Source organism: Maribacter sedimenticola, assembly GCF_900188415.1.
GTDB lineage: Bacteria > Bacteroidota > Bacteroidia > Flavobacteriales > Flavobacteriaceae > Maribacter > Maribacter sedimenticola.
The window spans coordinates 23,509-42,933 of record NZ_FZNV01000002.1; the positions used below are offsets into that span (position 1 = coordinate 23,509).

General features: G+C 38.8%; 16 protein-coding genes and 1 other RNA gene. 13 read left to right on the plus strand and 4 right to left on the minus strand.

Translation table 11 applies throughout. The annotated features are described in order from the left end of the window. Position 1 precedes the first annotated feature (1 nt). The 3 genes from eboE to CHB68_RS05155 are packed head-to-tail and all read left to right on the plus strand — an operon-like array spanning position 2 to position 2,924. Entirely contained in the window at positions 2-1,195 is a 1,194-nt protein-coding gene (gene eboE, locus CHB68_RS05145; RefSeq protein WP_089259816.1) for a metabolite traffic protein EboE, read from the plus strand. Position 1,196: 1 nt separating this feature from the next. Beyond that, entirely contained in the window at positions 1,197-2,570 is a 1,374-nt protein-coding gene (locus tag CHB68_RS05150; RefSeq protein WP_089259817.1) for an alkaline phosphatase family protein, read from the plus strand. Positions 2,571-2,576: 6 nt separating this feature from the next. Further along, positions 2,577-2,924: a transmembrane 220 family protein gene (locus CHB68_RS05155; protein WP_089259818.1), complete on the plus strand. Its 348-nt coding sequence runs from the start codon at positions 2,577-2,579 to the stop codon at positions 2,922-2,924. Here the strand turns inward: CHB68_RS05155 and CHB68_RS05160 are convergent. Then, positions 2,919-4,838 carry a DNA polymerase III subunit gamma/tau gene (locus CHB68_RS05160; RefSeq protein WP_089259819.1) on the minus strand — a complete coding sequence of 640 codons (1,920 nt, stop codon included), beginning with the start codon at positions 4,836-4,838 and terminating at the stop codon, positions 2,919-2,921. The two genes, CHB68_RS05155 and CHB68_RS05160, sit on opposite strands and share 6 nt — an antisense overlap. Positions 4,839-4,947: 109 nt before the next feature. Here CHB68_RS05160 and rnpB point away from each other — a divergent pair. After that, positions 4,948-5,275: RNase P RNA component class A (gene rnpB, locus CHB68_RS05165), an RNA gene on the plus strand. An 85-nt stretch (positions 5,276-5,360) separates the two neighbouring features. Here rnpB and CHB68_RS05170 read toward each other — a convergent pair. Genes CHB68_RS05170 through CHB68_RS05180 form a run of 3 tightly spaced genes read right to left on the minus strand, consistent with a single transcriptional unit; the run spans position 5,361 to position 7,364 of the window. Beyond that, positions 5,361-5,900 (minus strand): RsmD family RNA methyltransferase, encoded by a 540-nt coding sequence (locus tag CHB68_RS05170; protein ID WP_089259820.1) that lies wholly within the window; start codon positions 5,898-5,900, stop codon positions 5,361-5,363. Then, entirely contained in the window at positions 5,900-6,736 is an 837-nt protein-coding gene (locus CHB68_RS05175; protein ID WP_089259821.1) for a DUF3822 family protein, read from the minus strand. Before CHB68_RS05175 ends, CHB68_RS05170 begins: the two co-directional genes overlap by 1 nt. Further along, on the minus strand, positions 6,714-7,364 hold the full coding sequence (locus CHB68_RS05180; protein WP_089259822.1) for a hypothetical protein: 651 nt from the start codon (positions 7,362-7,364) through the stop codon (positions 6,714-6,716). The genes CHB68_RS05175 and CHB68_RS05180 overlap by 23 nt, the downstream gene beginning before the upstream one ends. Before the next feature lie 101 nt (positions 7,365-7,465). Here CHB68_RS05180 and CHB68_RS05185 point away from each other — a divergent pair, with 101 nt between their 5' ends. From CHB68_RS05185 to CHB68_RS05225, 9 genes are all read left to right on the plus strand, one after another. Beyond that, positions 7,466-8,899, plus strand: coding sequence for an ATP-dependent DNA helicase (locus CHB68_RS05185; RefSeq protein ID WP_089259823.1), 1,434 nt, complete (start codon positions 7,466-7,468; stop codon positions 8,897-8,899). Between the two features lie 59 nt (positions 8,900-8,958). Continuing rightward, entirely contained in the window at positions 8,959-9,528 is a 570-nt protein-coding gene (locus CHB68_RS05190; RefSeq protein WP_089259824.1) for a DUF4126 domain-containing protein, read from the plus strand. Positions 9,529-9,554: 26 nt separating this feature from the next. Continuing rightward, positions 9,555-10,268 carry a 3-deoxy-manno-octulosonate cytidylyltransferase gene (kdsB, locus tag CHB68_RS05195; RefSeq protein WP_179213172.1) on the plus strand — a complete coding sequence of 238 codons (714 nt, stop codon included), beginning with the start codon at positions 9,555-9,557 and terminating at the stop codon, positions 10,266-10,268. Beyond that, complete coding sequence (locus tag CHB68_RS05200; protein WP_089259826.1) at positions 10,259-10,957, plus strand: HAD family hydrolase; 699 nt, start codon at positions 10,259-10,261, stop codon at positions 10,955-10,957. The genes kdsB and CHB68_RS05200 overlap by 10 nt, the downstream gene beginning before the upstream one ends. Positions 10,958-10,959: 2 nt before the next feature. After that, complete coding sequence (locus tag CHB68_RS05205) at positions 10,960-12,087, plus strand: iron-containing alcohol dehydrogenase family protein (protein WP_245838831.1); 1,128 nt, start codon at positions 10,960-10,962, stop codon at positions 12,085-12,087. A gap of 63 nt (positions 12,088-12,150) precedes the next feature. Beyond that, positions 12,151-12,684, plus strand: a complete 534-nt coding sequence (locus tag CHB68_RS05210) for a 1-acyl-sn-glycerol-3-phosphate acyltransferase (RefSeq protein ID WP_089259827.1) — start codon at positions 12,151-12,153, stop codon at positions 12,682-12,684. Positions 12,685-13,304: 620 nt separating this feature from the next. Further along, a complete protein-coding gene (locus CHB68_RS05215; RefSeq protein WP_089259828.1) occupies positions 13,305-13,865 on the plus strand; it encodes a peptidase associated/transthyretin-like domain-containing protein in 561 nt (186 codons plus the stop codon). A 12-nt stretch (positions 13,866-13,877) separates the two neighbouring features. Next, positions 13,878-14,390 (plus strand): phage tail protein, encoded by a 513-nt coding sequence (locus tag CHB68_RS05220; protein WP_179213142.1) that lies wholly within the window; start codon positions 13,878-13,880, stop codon positions 14,388-14,390. A 38-nt stretch (positions 14,391-14,428) separates the two neighbouring features. Beyond that, positions 14,429-19,425: HYR domain-containing protein (locus CHB68_RS05225; RefSeq protein WP_179213143.1), on the plus strand; the 4,997-nt coding region annotated here is incomplete at its 3' end.

Consider the following 19,425-nt stretch of genomic DNA (forward strand, 5'->3'; position numbering starts at 1 on the left):
CATGCTGGTAAATAAGGATCTTCACGTAACATATTGTACTAATATACACCCGGGTCAAGATTGGAAAAGCACTTTTGACAGTATTCAGGAACATGTACCGAAAATTAAAAATAGGGTTTCAGCTACTGCTCCATTTGGATTAGGGCTCAGGTTATCCAATAAAGCAAGTGAGGAGCTTGAAATTGGTTCAAATATGGCCACTTTTCAAGAATGGTTGGCCCAAAATGAAGTGTATGTATTTACCATGAACGGTTTTCCGTATGGCAATTTTCATGATGAACGGGTAAAGGACTTAGTCCATGCTCCTGACTGGACTACCAATGAACGGGTGATATATACCAAACGCATGTTCAAACAATTGTCGGTGTTGTTGCCTAACGGATTAAATGGGGGTATATCAACATCGCCAATTACCTATAAATACTGGCACAAAACAACAAAAGAAACTGTAAAGGCATTTGAAATTGGTGCCAAGCATATGATTCAAGTGGCAGATTATTTGCTGGAACTGGAAAAGACCACAGGTAAATATATGCATCTGGATATTGAACCGGAACCGGACGGACTTTTGGAAAATAGCGATGAAGTTTTACATTTCTTTTCCACGTATTTGCTTCCAATAGGAATTCCCTTCTTTAAGGCAAAATTAGGCTTGAGTGATGCTGAGGCCGCTTTGCTTATCAAAAGATATATAACTGTTTGTTACGATATTTGCCATTTTTCATTGGCATATGAGGAACCAAAAGATACTTTTTCCAAGTTTAGGAACCAGCAGATTAGAATTGGTAAAATACAAGTAAGTGCCGCATTGAAAATACTATTTGATGGTCAAAATAATGAAGCAATTTGGAGCGAACTTTCAAAGTTTAACGAGCCTACATACCTGCATCAAGTAACGGAAAAAATAGATGATAGGGTAAAAACCTATAGTGATCTCCCTGAAGTTTTGGACAAAAGAGAGGAACATCAAGAATTACGAGCGCATTACCATGTACCTTTATTTTTAGAAACGTACGGGGCGTTATATTCCACTCAAGACCATATACTAAAAGCGTTAGATTATATAAGTGATAATCCTGTTACAGAACATTTAGAAATAGAAACATATACTTGGGACGTACTTCCTCAGGATTTAAAACAAGATTTATCGGTATCCATTATTAGAGAAATAGAATGGTTAAAATCACGCCTATAAAATGAACAAAACGGTAGTTATAAATGTAGTTGGGTTAACAAAAAGATTAATAGGGGAACACACACCATTTATTAAGTCGTTTCTAGAAAGAGGGAGCGCATCGTATATACAGCCAATTTTACCAGCGGTTACTTGCTCGGTGCAATCTACGTATGTAACCGGGAAATGGCCTTCAGAACATGGAGTTGTGGGAAATGGGTGGTATTTTAAAGATGAGTGTGAAGTAAAGTTTTGGCGGCAATCCAATAAATTGGTACAGCAAAATAAAATTTGGGACGATTTAAAGGCAAAACACCCAGATTTTACGTGTGCCAATCATTTTTGGTGGTACAATATGTATTCTAATGTTGACTTTAGTATAACCCCAAGACCTAATTATTTGGCAGATGGCAGAAAGATTCCAGATATTTATTCGCATCCTGCTGCATTAAGGGACAAAATGCAGGCTGCACTTGGCACATTTCCATTGTTTGAGTTTTGGGGACCTAAAACTACGATCAATTCTTCTAAATGGATTGCCAATGCGGCCTTATTGACGGATAAAGAGCATAATCCGGACCTAACCTTTATTTATTTACCACATTTAGATTATAATTTACAACGTTACGGGCTCGATTTTTCCATAATTGCAAAGGATTTGTTGGAAATAGATACCGTCGTTAAAGATGTGGTGCTGCATTATGAAGCACTTGGTGCCAATGTAATCATATTGTCGGAATATGGAATTACAAATGTAAACAGGCCAATACATCTTAACAGGGTACTTCGCAAAGCCGGATATTTGGCCATAAGAGAGGAGCGTGGATTGGAACTTTTGGATGCTGGTGCAAGTAATGCATTTGCAGTTGCAGACCATCAAATTGCGCATATTTATTGCAAGCATTTAGAGAGTATTCAAAAAATAGTAGATTTGATTACACCTTTAGAAGGTGTGGAGAAAGTGCTATATGGAGCAGCGTTAGATGAATATCATATTGCACACGATAGATGCGGAGATATTGTAGTGGTAGCCGATAATGATTCTTGGTTCACGTATTATTTTTGGCTAGATGATGCTAAAGCTCCGGATTATGCCAGAATGGTAGATATCCATAAAAAACCTGGTTATGATCCTGTGGAAATGTTAACGGATCCCAAGGATAAATTGGTTATGGCAAAAGTTGTAGGTAAGCTGTTAAAGAAGAAATTGGGCTTTAGAACGGTAATGGATATTATACCTATAGATGCTACACTTATAAAAGGGTCTCATGGTAGAATAACCGAAGATCAAGAGGATTTTCCAATTTTTATAAGCAATTATAAAACGGCTGTAAAGAAAGAAAGTATTACAGCAATAGAAGTGCGTGATCTTATTGAAGATCACCTCTTAAACTAACATGGTATGAAGGTATTATTTAAGATTTTGGGTTATGTATTCGCTATTTTGTTCGCTGTTGGTGCCATTTTGCAATATAACGACCCAGATGCTATGCTTTGGGTAGCGATCTATGTAATTGCCGCCGCAATTTCCTTGGCATTTGCCGTACAAAAAATTGGGTTTAAGCCACTTATTCTTATGGGAATTTTTTGTTGTGTAGGGTTTTTGTATTTGTATCCATCTAATTTTCAAGGATTTGATTTGAATGATGGTGATATAAAAACCGTTGAGTTGGGTAGGGAAGCCTTTGGTCTTTTAATTATTGGTGTAGTCTTTTTAATTTTTGGATTTCGCGTAAAGAGTAAATTATAGATCAAGGTCAAATTCTTGTCTTAGCAAATCAATGACAGGATTTTTTTCACGTAATTTTTGATATTTTTCCTCTGGGGTAAAGGCGAATTTTTTAGCGGATGCCTCATTGACCCCGATTTCTAAAGTTATAAAATGATTGTTTAGCTTGGTGCGTAAATATTCCATTAACTCAAATTGTTCTCGCTCTATTTCCTTCTTCATGGTTCCGTTAGGAAGTTCTATATGAATAATGAAATTCTCCTTAAGCTTAGGAACATCGGTATGGAGGTTAGAAGCTAAAATTTTCTGTCCTTTACGATCAATAATCTCTACAAAATCTGCCCAATGTTTGCGTAATTCTTCCTCGGTAAAGGCATTTTTTGGTAAGTTGTTTTCATCAATTACCACTTCAACCTTGTTCTGTTCATGTAATTTCTTGGCATTTAAGCTAGAAATAGATAAACCGGATACCCGTTTTTTAGGAATATTGATATTGATTTTCTTGGGAACCAATTCATTGGACTCCGTAGTGCTTTTGTCAATTTTTGTCTCCTCCTGAGCACTTTGCGTACTTTTAAAAAGTACAGGTTCCTTTACGCTTGTTTCGGGTTGTAAGACAACCTCTTCCTTACCTTCCTGTACTTTTGGCAAATTGGGTTCAGTCTTATGTTCTGCGCCAGCTAGTTGTTGCGGCTCCTGTTTTGGGTTGTTAGGAGATTGCTGTTGCGTTTCATAGTTGACCTCCTTATCGCTACTTGACGTGACTTTTATTGCTTTATGTTTTTTTGGCCTTGGAAATTGCTGGTAAAAAGAGGATGGAGCAATAAAATCTATGGTAGTATTATCAAGAGCTACCGATTCAGGATTTTTTTTTTCTCCATCAAAATCGATAGAGGCAAGTTTCATTAGGGTAAGTTCCACCAAAAGGCGCTGATTTTTACTGGTCTTGTATTTTAAATCGCAATCATTTGCAATGGTCAAGGCATGCAATAAAAAAGCGGGAGCGGTTTTTTTACTTTGTTCCCTGTACAATTGTTGTGCAGCTTCGCCAACCTCTAAAAGGGTAATGGTATCTGGATGCTGGCAAACCATCAAATCTCTAAAATGTGATGCTAAACCGGCAATAAAGTGATGTCCGTCAAATCCTAGGGACAAAGTTTTATTAAACAGCAGCAATAGATTTGGGATGTCATGTTCTAAAATTAAATCGGTAGCTTCAAAGTACGTGTCGTAATCCAAAACATTTAGATTCTCCGTAACCGCTTTACGTGTTAGTTCGCTACCGGAAAAACTGACAACCCTATCAAAAATTGAAAGCGCGTCGCGCATGGCGCCATCTGCTTTTTGGGCAATGATATGTAAGGCATCTTCCTCAGCATTAATGCCTTGGCTTTCCGCAATATATTTTAAATATTCAGCGGCATCTTTAACGGTAATTCTCTTGAAATCAAATATTTGACATCTGGAAAGTATCGTTGGTATAATCTTGTGTTTTTCAGTGGTGGCCAAAATAAATATGGCGTGCTTTGGCGGTTCTTCCAGGGTTTTCAAGAAGGCGTTGAAAGCAGATTGAGACAACATATGTACCTCATCTATAATATATACTTTATACTTACCTACCTGTGGGGGTATACGTACTTGGTCTATAAGGTTTCTAATATCATCTACCGAGTTATTGGAGGCCGCATCCAACTCAAAAATATTAAAGGCAAAATCTTCGTCTTCACCTTCGGTACCATCACTGTTAATTTGTTTGGCCAATATTCGTGCGCAAGTGGTCTTACCAACACCTCTGGGCCCACAGAACAATAAAGCTTGTGCCAAATGATTCTTATCAATGGCGTTTTGCAATGTATTGGTAATGGCCTGTTGCCCTACAACGTCCTTAAAGGTTTGAGGTCTGTATTTGCGTGCCGATACAATAAATGGTTCCAAAAGTATACGATGATTTATGCTATTACAAATATAAATATAGTGCTTAATTCTAAAGTGAATTAAGGCTGGAGATCATCCTTAGTTATCAACAATTGCAGTACATTTGCGCAACGCAGGCCACCTTATCGCGGATTATCCCCATTAATTTGGGATAAAACGAGGAAAGTCCGGACACCATAGTGCAGTATAGCGGGTAACGCCCGCCCACTGAAAAGTGAGGACAAGTGCAACAGAAAGCAAGTACAGTTAGGCTGTAGTGAAACCAGGTAAACTCTATACGGTGAAACGTCATGTAAATCGATGCTTGAGGGCTGCACGCCCAAGTCGAAGGGTAGGCGGTTAGAACCTTGGGGCAACCCAAGGTCTAGATAAATGATAAGGCAATTCTGAATTTGGTTTCAGAACGAACAGAATCCGGCTTATGGCCTGCTTTTTTTATGGAATCAACAAAGTTTCAGTTTTTCAGCTGGCCCTATTGAAAAAGGAAATAACTTGTGAATAGGGTTGTCGCAATGAGCGTATCTATTGTTCTTTAAAAAAGCTAAAAACACTACCACCATATTTTCGAGAATTACTATAATGGGGCAAATGGTCCAAACTGGTACGTTTGGAATGTTCAATGATTAAAACGCCACCCTCCAATAAAAGGTTATTTTCAAATACCAATTGCGGAATTTTTTCAAAATCGGCCAAATCCATATCGTAAAAGGGGTCACAGAAAATTATATCGAACTGCTCGGTATTACGTTGAAGAAAAGCAAAAACATCGCTTTTAAATGTCCTAATGTTCATCTCCAACATGTCAACGGTTTTTTCTATAAAGTCTATGCAACCTGCATGTGCATCTATAGCGAGGATATCTTCAACGCCCCTTGATGAAAACTCATAGCTTATATTACCTGTCCCTGCAAATAGGTCCAACACCTTAAGGTCTGGAAAATAATAGGAATTATGTAAAATGTTGAACAGGCTTTCTTTGGCCATATCCTTTGTAGGTCTTACCGGTAACTTTTTTGGGGCGATCAAATTTCGCCCTTTATGTTTTCCTGAGATGATGCGCATTATAAGGTATTGATAAGAGTGAAGTCCATTGTAGATGTAAATGGGCTCTCCATATTTATAGATGATGGTATAGTTGGCGTAAAGATGCTTAAATGTTTAATATAGGTATGGCAAAGTTGAAAAATTGGGTCATCTTGGTCAATTGTTCCAAAAACCTTGACATTGGTAGTTTTGGGGTCTAGATTTAATTGTTCCAGTACAAAAAGCACATAATAAATAAAATCTTCTTTTGTGGAATAGGTAAAGCTGTTATAAAGAATCAGCTTACGTTGGTTCAGTATGGTAACATCCATCTGTACTTCTTTGACATGAATATAGCAAACGGGCTCTTGGTCTTGGTTAAGATTGTTCATTAAGGATTGTAAAAGAACGGTACTGTTGTGCATATAGGTAAATTCGCCAAATAGATCATAAATGTAGTTATTGACATTCATGTAAGGAACGTAAACAATGATAAGGTCTTGGTTTTCAACTTCATCATATGCAAGAACGTCATTGGCCAATACCTTGGTGTTAAATTTTAAATATTCCAATAGGTTATCTTCGTTGAACAGTGATTTGGGTACCAAGCCAAACAGCGTATTTCTATGTACTGTTATCACTTCATCGAACGCCATTTGCTCTAAATTGTGTTTTTTAAAAAGCTTCACCAATTCTGCCTGTAGGGTCATAGGGTTCATCTCTTCAGAAAACACGACGGCATCGGAAATTATTAAATGCTGCGTAACAGTGTCTGCCACACAAAAAGAAAGTCCATTCAAGCTAACCTGAATGGACAATTTCTTAAAATGTTTATCCGCGATGTCTGTACGGTTATTGATCGTTTTTCTTGTCATAAACAGGAGGCCAGTTTCCGCTCGTACTTACTTCTTCCATTGATCCAACTTTAATAGATGGTCCGTTTACCTCTTCAACACTAATTGCGGCTTTTTCACGAGTCAAAAGATCTTTTGGTTGATCATAAAGAATTACGTCTTTGTCAACCTTAGCTTCAAATACAGGAGCTTTGTATCCACTCTTTTCAACGTAGCCAGCTTTCATTTCAAACTTTTCACCGTTTGGTGCCGTTGGTACATCCATTAAGCTCTTATATCTATTATCGGTCTTAAAAAGAGAATCTTTAACGGATACAAAACCTAAGGTGTCGATTATTTTTACTTCTTTAAGTAAGTCAATTTGATAAGTTTTATCAAATTCCATAAAGGAAGAATCTCTCTGCTGTGTAATTATATATTTACCGGTATCGATAAAACGGATAAGACTATTAAAGTCATTCGCATATTTACCATTAACGGTTTTGTACGCTTCTTGAGAATTTCTAATATCTTTTAATTTAGCTACTACCTGGGCATAACGTTCTTGTTTTACCTCCTTAAACTTAATTGGTCCAGTAATGGAGTTATAAATTAGGTATCCTAAAGCGATACACCCAACCCAAAGTACAATCTGTATAATGGTCTTCATTTCGTATATGTTAATTTAATTTAGTGGTCTTCACAAATCTACAATTTTTTTTTAATGGTAAAAGTTTTTGGCCTAAAAATCATCTTTATCTTTGATGGCTCATGAAACCAATAACTCCCGCATCTTTCTATAGTATCCTGGAATCTAAATTTCCGCATACACCAACTGCCACACAATCAGTGGCTTTGCAAAAATTGGCAGCATTTACGCTCTCCGACGAAAAGAATGAAGTTTTTTTGTTAAAGGGGTATGCAGGTACTGGTAAAACCACTTTGATCGGTACTTTAGTAAATAGTTTATGGAAAGTACAGAAGAAAGCGGTGCTAATGGCACCCACGGGTAGGGCCGCAAAAGTGATGTCCAATTATTCACAGACACAGTCCTATACAATTCATAGAAAAATTTATTTTCCTAAAAAGCAAGGTGGGGGCGGAGTGCAATTTGTATTGGCCCCAAATAAACATAGGGACACATTGTTTATCGTTGATGAGGCATCAATGATACCTGATGTTGCGGCAGATTCCAAGCTTTTTGAGAACGGTTCCCTTTTAGATGATCTTATGATGTACGTTTATTCCGGTCATAAGTGCAAGCTGTTGCTTATAGGAGATACGGCACAATTACCACCGGTGCATTTGGTGCTGAGTCCCGCTTTGGATGCCGATAAGATTTCCATGGCCTATAACAAAGAGGTCGTTAGATTGGAGTTGAATGAAGTGGTAAGACAGGCTGGGGATTCCGGTATTTTGGCCAACGCAACTTTATTAAGGGAACAATTGCAGGGAGATTTTTTTGATGACTTTAAATTTGATGTACACCCCTTTACGGATATTGTAAGGTTAATAGATGGCAATGAAATCCAAGAAGCTATAGATAGTTCTTATTCTGAAAACGGTAAGGAAGAGACTGCGTTCATTGTGCGTTCCAATAAGCGCGCCAATTTATACAACCAGAACATACGTGAACGTATTCTGTTCTTGGAAAATGATTTGGCAGTGGGAGATTTTATGATGGTGGTCAAAAATAATTACTATTGGTTAAAGCCAAATTCAGAGGCCGGTTTTATTGCCAATGGCGATATAATTGAAGTATTGGAAATTTATACTATAAAGGAGATTTATACTTTTAAATTTGCCGAGGTCAAGGTAAAAATGGTGGATTATCCCAACATGGCACCTTTTGAAACGGTACTGCTTTTAGATACCATTACGGCAGAATCTCCCTCTTTAAGTTATGAGGACGGAAATAGGCTATACCAAGAGGTAATGAAGGACTATGCGCACGAATCCTCCAAGTATAAAAAATTTTTAGGGGTAAAGAACAATAAATATTTTAATGGACTACAGGTAAAGTTTTCCTATGCAATAACTTGTCATAAATCTCAAGGCGGCCAATGGAACACTGTTTTTGTAGAACAGCCCTATTTGCCAAATGGTATGGACAAAGAATATTTAAGGTGGTTGTATACCGCGGTAACAAGGGCAAAGCATAAATTATATCTTATAGGTTTTAAAGATGATTTTTTTGTTGATTAATAAAAGTTTATTTTAGTGATTATGGTAAGTTTACTGTTGCCCACAATTAAAAAAGGAAAATGACATCGGAAACTATTTTAAGTATATTTTTAGGGGTTGGCCTGGCGGCATCGGTTGGTTTTAGGGTCTTTTTACCTTTGTTCGCTTTAAGTTTGGCTTCTTTTTTTGGTGTTTGGGAATTGAACGATAATTGGGAATGGATTGGAAGTTTAGTAGCCGTTATGACGTTAGGGAGTGCTACTTTATTGGAGATTTTCGCATATTTCATACCGTGGTTCGATAATTTATTGGACAGTATAGCGGTACCCTTGGCCGCCATAGCAGGTACTGCGGTCATGGTTTCAACAGTGGCGGACTTGGACCCTGTCATTACGTGGTCCTTGGCAATAATAGCAGGCGGCGGTACAGCAACGGCAATTAAATCTGCCGGGGCAACGGGCCGGTTGGCATCTTCGGTCACCACGGGTGGTGTTGCAAACCCGGTATTGGCAACGGTTGAGACCGGTACGGCCGTAGTAGTTTCCGCAGCATCTATATTTGCACCTATTTTGGCCGCAGTTTTGGTCATTATAATCTTGGTCATCATATTTAGGATCTATAGAAGTATTAGACCAAGGACAAAATCATAAAATCATAAGAATTGAAGATAATAGCAATGATTCCTGCCCGGTATGCGGCATCTAGGTTTCCGGCAAAATTAATGCAGGATTTGGCCGGTAAGCCCGTTATCGTAAGAACATATGAAGCGGCAGTAAAGACCAAGTTGTTTGATGATGTGTATGTAGTTACAGATAATGATCTTATTTATGATACCATTATCAAGGAAGGTGGGCTGGCCATAATGAGCAAGAAAGAACATGATTGTGGTAGTGACCGCATTGCCGAAGCGGTAATGCAGATGGACGTGGATATTATTGTCAACGTGCAAGGAGATGAACCCTTTACCGATAGGGAAAGCTTAGAAGGGGTAATGAAAGTTTTTCAAGCGGATATCCATAAGGAAATAGATTTGGCTTCGTTAATGGTAAGGATAACCGATGAAGAGGAAATCAATAATCCAAATACGGTTAAGGTCATTGTGGACAACAGAAATTTTGCACTCTACTTTTCCAGGTCGCCCATTCCTTATCCAAGGGCTAAAAATGATCATACGGTATATTATAAACACAAAGGCATCTATGCATTTAGAAAAAGTGCATTGATGGATTTTCAGCGATTACCCATGTTACCTTTAGAAGCCACGGAAAAAATAGAGGCAATCAGGTATTTGGAATACGGCAAGAAAATTAAAATGGTGGAGACCAATGTACAAGGTATAGAGATAGATACGCCAGACGATTTAAAGAAAGCGCAAGCAGCATGGAAATAAATTTTGAAGGAGTACGCGTTATTGGTTTTGATGCCGATGATACCTTATGGGTCAACGAAACCTATTTTAGGGATGCGGAAGAAAAATTCACATCACTATTGGAAAAGTATGAGACCAAAAATAAGATAGACCAAGAACTATTTAGCACGGAAATACGAAACCTAGATTTATACGGCTATGGTATAAAAGGGTTTGTGCTGTCCATGATAGAATGCGCCTTGGAACTTTCAAACAATCAAGTATCCCAAAAAACAATTTTGGAATGCTTGAACCTAGGTAAGGAGATGATATCCAGGCCGGTAGAATTACTAAATGGCGTAACTGAGGTTTTAGAGCAATTAAAGGACAAGTATAGGTTAATAGTTTTGACCAAAGGCGATTTGTTGGATCAAGAGCGAAAAATTGAACGGTCTGGATTATCGCAATATTTTCATCATGTAGAGGTTTTGAGCGATAAAAAGGAAAAGAATTATAGAGATCTTTTGGATCATCTACAAATATCGCCAAGTGAATTTTTAATGATAGGAAATTCCTTAAAGTCAGATGTATTGCCCTTGGTAGGTATTGGTGCCAGAGCCGTGCATGTACCCTTTCATACTACTTGGCAGCATGAAGAAGTTTTGGAACCAGTGGAGAATAATGGATATATAACCATTTCTACCTTGACCGATATTCTGGAATACGTATAATAATGGAGGAGAAAAAAGAAATTGCATTGAAGAACATACCTACAAGAGCTTCAGAACAATATAGGAATTTCCCAATGGTACCTCGGGTGGTATATGGTAAGGGAAGTTTTGATCAGTTAGGAGACATTTTAATGCCTAAGCGAAGGCATTCGGAAGCACCTATGATTTTTTTGGTCGATGATGTTTTTGAGAATAAGCCACTCTTAGAAAGGATACCAACAATTTTTTGTGATCAAATTATTTTGATATCCTCCAATGAGGAACCAAAAACAGAGCAGGTAGATGCGCTCGTGAAAAAGATTTTGGCTGATTTTGGTGATTTACCTTCAGGCATAATAGGAATAGGCGGTGGTACATTGTTAGATTTGGCCAAGGCCGTGGCATTGTTGTTGACTAATAAAGGTTCCGCATCGGATTATCAAGGGTGGGACCTTGTAAATACCCCTGCGGTTTATCATGTAGGTGTTCCTACCATTAGCGGAACAGGTGCAGAGGTTTCCAGAACAACGGTTTTAATGGGTCCGGATAAAAAGCTGGGCATTAATTCTGATTATACAACATTTGATCAAGTAGTACTGGATCCCGATTTAACAGAAGGTGTACCCAAAGATCAATGGTTTTATACCGGTATGGATTGTTTTATTCACTGTATTGAGTCGCTCAATGGTACGTTTTTAAATGCTTTTAGCAAAAGCTATGGGGAAAAATCCTTGGACCTCTGTAAGGAAGTTTTTTTGGGTACAAATTCAGCTACGGATAGTAGGGAAAAATTAATGATGGCCTCTTGGCATGGAGGTATGAGCATTGCATACTCCCAAGTAGGTGTAGCCCACGCCATGAGTTACGGTCTTGGCTATGTTTTGGGTGTAAAGCACGGAATTGGCAATTGTCTGGTGTTTCAATATTTGGAGGAGTTTTATCCAGAGGGTGTATCAATGTTCAAGAAAATGTTGCAAAAACATGCCATTGAACTTCCTGTGGGAATTTGTGCAAATTTATCGGATGCAGAAATGAACACCATGATTACCGTGGCTATGGGCATGGCGCCACTATGGGAAAATGCCTTGGGGGAAAACTGGAAAACTATCGTTACGCCCAAAAAATTGGCATCTATTTATAAAAAAATATAATCTTAAAAACGTACTCCGTTCAAGCTAAGTCGAGAAAACTTACTTTGTTTATAAACCAGCTCGATGCAGCAATTCGCCAAATTCATATACTTTAGACTTTTAGGATGGAAAATAAAGGGAAGATTTCCATCTGAACTGAAGAAATTTGTTCTTATCGTAGTGCCACATACCAGTTGGTGGGATTTTCTTTTGGGGCTATTGGTACGCAAAGTCTGGGATGAGGAAATAAATTATATAGGTAAGAAAAGTCTTTTTGATTCACCTTTTGGGTGGTTTTTTAGGTGGACAGGAGGCGCCCCCATAGATCGTTCTAAAACGAATGACACGGTAAAGGCCACGGCTCAAATTTTTAACGAACGCGAAAAGTTTAGATTATCGTTATCTCCAGAGGGTACTAGAAAAAAAGTGGAGAAATGGAAGACAGGGTTCTATTTTATAGCCAAAACAGCAAATGTGCCTATAGTTTTGGTGGCGTTTGATTATGGCAAGAAAGAAATCAGGTTATCAAAACCGGAATACCCAACAGATGATCAGGTTTTGGATTTTAAAAAATACCATGCTTTTTTTGATGGGGTAGAGGGTAAGCACAAAAACTAATTTTAGGCTCATTAAATAAGCACTCCTTTTAAAACTTCACAGTGTATTAAGTTCGACAAAAGGAATATTTTTTTAACAATTGTAATAAAACCTATAGAAAATCTTCTCGTAGGTAAGGTATAAAGCGTTCAGCTAATGACTGGGAAGAGCGCCGTAATATTAGAACATCAAGATTTTAAAATAGGTTTTAGGTTATTTTAATTGGGAGAAGGTCCGCTTTTGGGAGGCGGGCCTTTTTATGTTTTATAATTATGACGCTAGTGATTAAGAATAGATATTGATTTTTTACATTATTCGAAATTGTAATAAAGCAATCTTTAAAAATAAATAATTTTAAAAGTAATAAGGTCTACTTTTAAACCCATTGATAATAAGCTGTTTAGTTTTTTATTGTGGAGGAAAATAGTTTTATGTCGTGCTTATTGTACAGTTTATCGAAAAAAGTAACCTACATGATGTAAACTATATTCATAAAATCTTAGATTACAATTGAATTGGATTATACCCAACTGGTTTTCCCCCCCCTTCCATAATTCGATGGACTTGTTTGAAAATAGTTTATTTCAACCCATATCAACCTTGAAATTGGTCTAGTTATCTATTAACCTAAAATAACTAGAATGGAAAAAAATTACCCAAGACGCCTTTTTCTTGGTAAGTCCTTGTTGGGAGCAGCAGGTCTTATTTGTGTTCCTACCGGAGCAATTGCAAAAGATATAGGTGCTAACAATTCACCATTTAAAGGATATACTTCTTACACAGATGTTAAAACCGATTTACGAACTTCTTTTTTAGGTAAAGAAGTGTCAGTATCCGGTAAAATATATAATGCTACAGGTAAAACTACAATACCAAATGCCTTAGTTGAGGTATGGCATTTATCTCCAGAAAAAAATGTTTACAAGCATCGCGGTAAAATGTTCACCAATGATGATGGTGCATATCAGTTTATAACAGACTGGCCAAACCGTGAGCCTGGTAAACAACACCGTATTTATTTTAAAGTTTCAAATGAAGGTAAAACCATTTTTACAGAACTATTGTTCAGTGATTTAGGAGCACATATTACAGATAAACATTGGGAACAAAATCAGCAATTAGCTGAAAATATACTTTTTCCTTCTTTCTCTACTTTTCTAAATAAATCAACAATCGATTTCAATATTTCAATTAACAACTAAACGTAAATAATTATGGAACCATTTATAGGACAAATAATGATGGTAGGCTTTAATTTTGCACCGCGAGGATGGGCATTATGTAATGGTCAACTTTTATCTATTGCATCAAATTCTGCATTATTTTCATTACTCGGAACCACATACGGTGGCGATGGAAGAACCACCTTTGGTCTACCCGATTTACGCGGTAGATTGGCAGTACATGTAGGTCAAGGCCCAGGTTTGCAAAATAGAGCATGGGGTCAGAGATTCGGAGTTGAAAATAATTCTTTAACTGAAGCTAATTTACCTTCTCATACACATACAGTTAATTTACCGGCAAAGGAAGAAGCTAATGCTGAAGTTCCTACTGGAAATTTTATAGCGGGTGCAGGTTTTGATGGTTTTGGTACAACCAGTGATACAACTATGGCAACACTGCCTGTAAGTAATACTGGGGGTAATGTACCGGTTACTAACATGCAGCCTTCATTAGGAATTTATCACGTCATAGCTCTTGTTGGAATATTCCCATCTAGAAGTTAATTAATAGTATAAAAACTCACCAACCAAAACCGGACAATATGAAAAACTTTACTTTATTATTGGTATTTTTCCTTACTACATTTCTTGCATTTGCACAGACCTCTTTAACTGCGGGTGATATCGCATTTCTAGGTGTCAATACCGATGGTGTCACAGATGCAGACGATTCTTTCGCATTTGTATTATTAAAGGATGTTGAAGCAAACACAACTATAACCTTTACAGATAGAGGTTGGAATGATGGTACTGGTTTTGTCGAGCCTTTGGCAATTGGTGACGGTGAGTTGATATGGACATCTACAACGGCACTAAGTGTAGGTGAAGTAGTAATACTTAACTTTGCAAATTTAAGTCCTGGAGCTGCGGTTTTCACGGTTTTAGGTGATCAATTGTTTGCCATTCAAGGTACCATTTCGAGCCCAATTTTTATAGCCGGTATGCAACTAAATATAGGTGTAGGAAGCGATGATGCCAATTGGGACGGCGCTGCAACCAGCAATACAACTTCAGCATTACCAGATGCGCTTACTACCGGCGATACCGCAATACGCTTTCCAATAGAGCAAGATAATTGGCAGTTTAGTTGCTCAACAGGCTTATGTCCGTTATCAGGTACTGCAGAAGAAATTCGTGCCATACTTCATAATCCGGCGAATTGGATAAATGATAATACCAATGTTTTTCCGGGTACTGTAAATGTAAACCTCGGTACTATAACTGTAGGTCCTGTAAATACACCACCAACAATTACAAGTTCAAGTACAGCAAATGTAGAAGAAAATCAAACAATAGCTATACATGTAGAGGCTTCTGATGATATAGATATTGAAGGACCAGGTTTAACGTACAGTCTTACCGGAGATGGTGTAGACCAACTACTTTTCAATATCAATGAGGTAACAGGTGAAGTATCGTTTATGAACGCACCAGATTTTGAAAACCCAGAAGATGAAGGTGGTAATAATATATATGAATTTCAGGTAACCGTAACCGATAGCGGGGGATTAGCCTCAATGCAAGATATCAGCATTACTGTAACGAATGTTGATGATACCTCACCAACGATTTCATCCCTTACACCTTTTAGCGGAGCAACCGATGTTGCCGTTGATGCCAATTTGGTGGTAGAATTCAATGAGGAAGTACAGGCGGTCTCGGGGAATAATATTATAATTTTAGCGAATCTAGTACCTGTGGTCACTATCCCTATTGATGATTCTCAGGTGACCATCGGTGGAAGCACTTTGACCATAATTCCAATAGCAGATTTGCCATCCAATGCCAGTATTTCGGTTGGTATCCCTGATGGTGGGTTAAAAGATTTGGCCGGTAATGATTTTCGAGGTATTGATCCCACTACCGGCTGGGTATTCACGACGGCTGTGCCAGTTGACAATACCCCACCAGTTATAACGTGCCCAGGAGATATTGTATTCGATTCCTTTTCTAGTGTAGAATGTGGTGATATTGTAAATTGGGACGCGCCCATTGTTACGGATAATTTTCCTGGGGTAACAGTTACTTCGAATTTTAATTCAGGTGATCTGTTTCCTATTGGTACAACAGAGGTTGTTTATACGGCAACGGACGCTGCAGGTAACCAAGCGGAATGTAAATTCATGGTAACAGTAAATGATGCGAAGGCTCCTACGCCGATATGTATTAACGGTCTTACAGTAACTTTGGATGCTACAACCGGTCTTCAAACAATTGCTGCAACGGATTTTATTGCTTCACCTATTACTGATGCATGTGGTCCAGTAACATACACCATATCTCGTGCAACTGTGGATCCGAATTCTGATGTTAGATCATCTAGTCTGATCCTAAACTGTGATGATGAAGAAACTACTTTGATTAGGGTATGGGCAGAAGATAAAAATGGAAACAGCGACTTTTGTGAAACTTATATTCTAGTGGACAAAAGTCAGTTTATGTGTCCAGCGCCTTTAATTGTAGATCTAGAACTAGACGTTACAACTTTAAATCCTACACCGGTAGTGTCAGGCGCGATAGTGAATTATCTTTATACCTTAACTAATAAAGGATCCTCTACAGCTACAGGAATAGAGGTTGAAGTAATATTTCCGACTGGAATAAATTTTATCAGTAGTGGTTTTCCAGGTGGCACTTTTTTTAATTTTACAACAAAAATTTGGTCAATACCATCTTTGGCTGCAGGAATCACTAGGACTTTGGTTATATCTGGAAATGTAAACGGAAACGGTGATTATATGACACTCGCGGAAGTAATTGCCCAAAATGAAACTGATATAGATTCTACCCCAGGTAACGGCGTGGATACTGATGGAGATGGTAACGTAATAGATGATCCAGAAGATGAAGACGATGGCGATGCCGAAACGGTAACTCCCATTGATAACGACCCCCCAGTAGCCGTTTGCCAAGACGTTATGGTTCAATTGGACCCTAACGGCAACACTACGGTCAGCGTCACAGATATCGATAACGGTTCAACCGACAATGGAGCTATCGTTTCGTACGGTGTGCGGCGGAGTGTTGCAAGAATGTTCGACCAGAACGCAACACCCGATGCCATTTTTGGATCTGGGAACGCAAACGGAAGTTTCACCAATAACCAAACAGGTAGTGTAGAGCTAGGCCTTCGGGCAAAGGTTCGCTACCCGACTCCAATGAACACCTTTAACAGCAATGGTGACGGAACGTACCAACATTTAGCCATCGCGGGATCACCTGCGAGCAGGGCAGGTTGGAATTTTGAGTGGAGCGTAAACACCGACCCTTCGGGCACGGCAGGCGATAAACTTAGCGGTCTTACCTATGAAATGGGTATTGATTTCGATGCCAGTACAGGCACCGATTATTATGTATTCGACCCTATTAATCAGCCCTTTGCGGACCATGCCATCGGTACTAATATGACGGCCAATGGTGGCGGTGTGGAGGCTACGGATCCAGCATCCTATGCAGGATTATTGGCAGCGAACAATGTAGCGCAAAACTCATGGAACCTTGATTTCTTCAATGAATTGGCGGGTAAGACCTTCGACCCAACGGTTGATGGTACCTATGAGGTATATTTAAAAGCATTCGATGGCAGCGGTGCCAAGGTTGGCGAAACCAAGATTACCGTAATTGTAGGTAATGGAGGCGCACCTGGATTGTTGCCACAGAGCATCGACTTTACCAATGCAGATATTGGAACTAATCTAGTAGAATTGATTGTTGTGGATGCTGCAGGCAATACGGCCATCTGTACTTCAACGGTCACTGTAAAATCTGCATGCGAGGTTGTAATCGAAGCACAACCAATGGATGTTGTAGTTTGTGAAAAAGAACCTTATAGTTTTAGGGTAGAGGCCACCGGTAATGGTATGCTCTCCTATCAATGGGAATATTTATTTGCTGTTGACGCATCATGGGATACTTATCCTAATGCTACCGAAAATGTTCTTGATATCCCTGCACAAGGGGCGGTCATTCATGCCGATGGTTGGCTATTTCGTGTCAGAGTGACCTCGGACAACGGTACGCCGAACGATGCTACGGACGATTGTACAACAACCAGTGAAACGGCTACATTGACCGTAAACCCTTTACCTGTGGTCGAGATTACCGGTAAGGACAGTTATTGTAATAACGGCAACGGTGTCGTTCTTGATGCCGGGGCGGGACATTCCAGTTACCTATGGTCACCGGGCGGCGAGACCACCCAGACTATTACCGCTTTAGAAGGCAGTTATACCGTAGAAGTAACCTACGAATTTGGCTGTATCAAAACCTCGGAAGCCTTCATGGTAACCAATAACCAACCGTTGGACTGTAACATTCTTCAAGATGTGCTGGCCACCGACCATTTGACTAATGATGGGGTTGCAACTGTAAATATAACAGGGGGCACGGGCCATTATATGTATCTATGGGATAATGGAGAAACAACACAGACAGCAACCACATTAACCTATGGCATGCACAGTGTAACGGTCACCGATTCTAATGGATGCGAGACCACCTGCCAAATAGATATCGCTAAAGAACTGTACTGTTGGACAAATCTGGTACAAAATGTAAGTATTCGCGGAGGCAATGATGGTGCTGCCCGAGTAAAAGGTAACGGAGGGTATAGACCTTATACATATAAATGGGAAGATGGCTCTACTAATGAGGTAAATTCAACACTGACACCCGGCACACATTATGTAACAATTACAGATGCATCAGGAGCTACTTCACAATGCAGCGTAATTATTACAGAACCAACAGGTGGAGATTGCGATACGTTTATACTAAACGTTGAACAAGACAAACTTTCAACGGATCATTTAACTGCCGATGGGGTAGCTACCGTACATCCAAAAGGAGGCGCGGCTCAATACACTTATTTATGGGATAATGGAGAAAGAACTCAAACCGCTTCTAAGTTAACATATGGTGTGCATAGTGTAACGGTAACAGATGCTAATGGATGTGAAGCAAGTAGTCAAATAGATATCGCAAAAGAATTGTATTGTTGGACCAATTTAATTAAGAATGAAAGTAGCTATGGATCAAATGATGGTGCTGCACAAGTGCGTGGAAATGGTGGTTACAGGCCTTATACTTTTAAATGGGACGATGGTTCTAGCGAAGAATTAAATAGTAGTCTCGGTGCAGGAACACATTATGTAACAATAACCGATGCTACTGGAGCAACGTCGAGATGTAGTGTAATTATTGAAGGGCCTAATCAAGAAATCTGTGATGGTATAGATAACGATGGCGATGGTAAAATAGATGAAGGATTTGACCAAGATGGTGATGGAATTGCTGACTGTTTTGATATCTGTAGTCAAGGCGATGATCATGTGGACATGGATTATGATGGAATTCCAGATGCTTGTGATGATAATATCTGTGTTAAAGGAGAAAAACCAAAGACAGAATGTTACCAGACTGCGGTATGGAACATACAAACATGTAGTTGGGATATTACTGGTGAACAACCGGAGATGCCAATGACAGAATGTTATCAAACTGCAGTATGGAACAATGCCACTTGTACATGGGACATTTT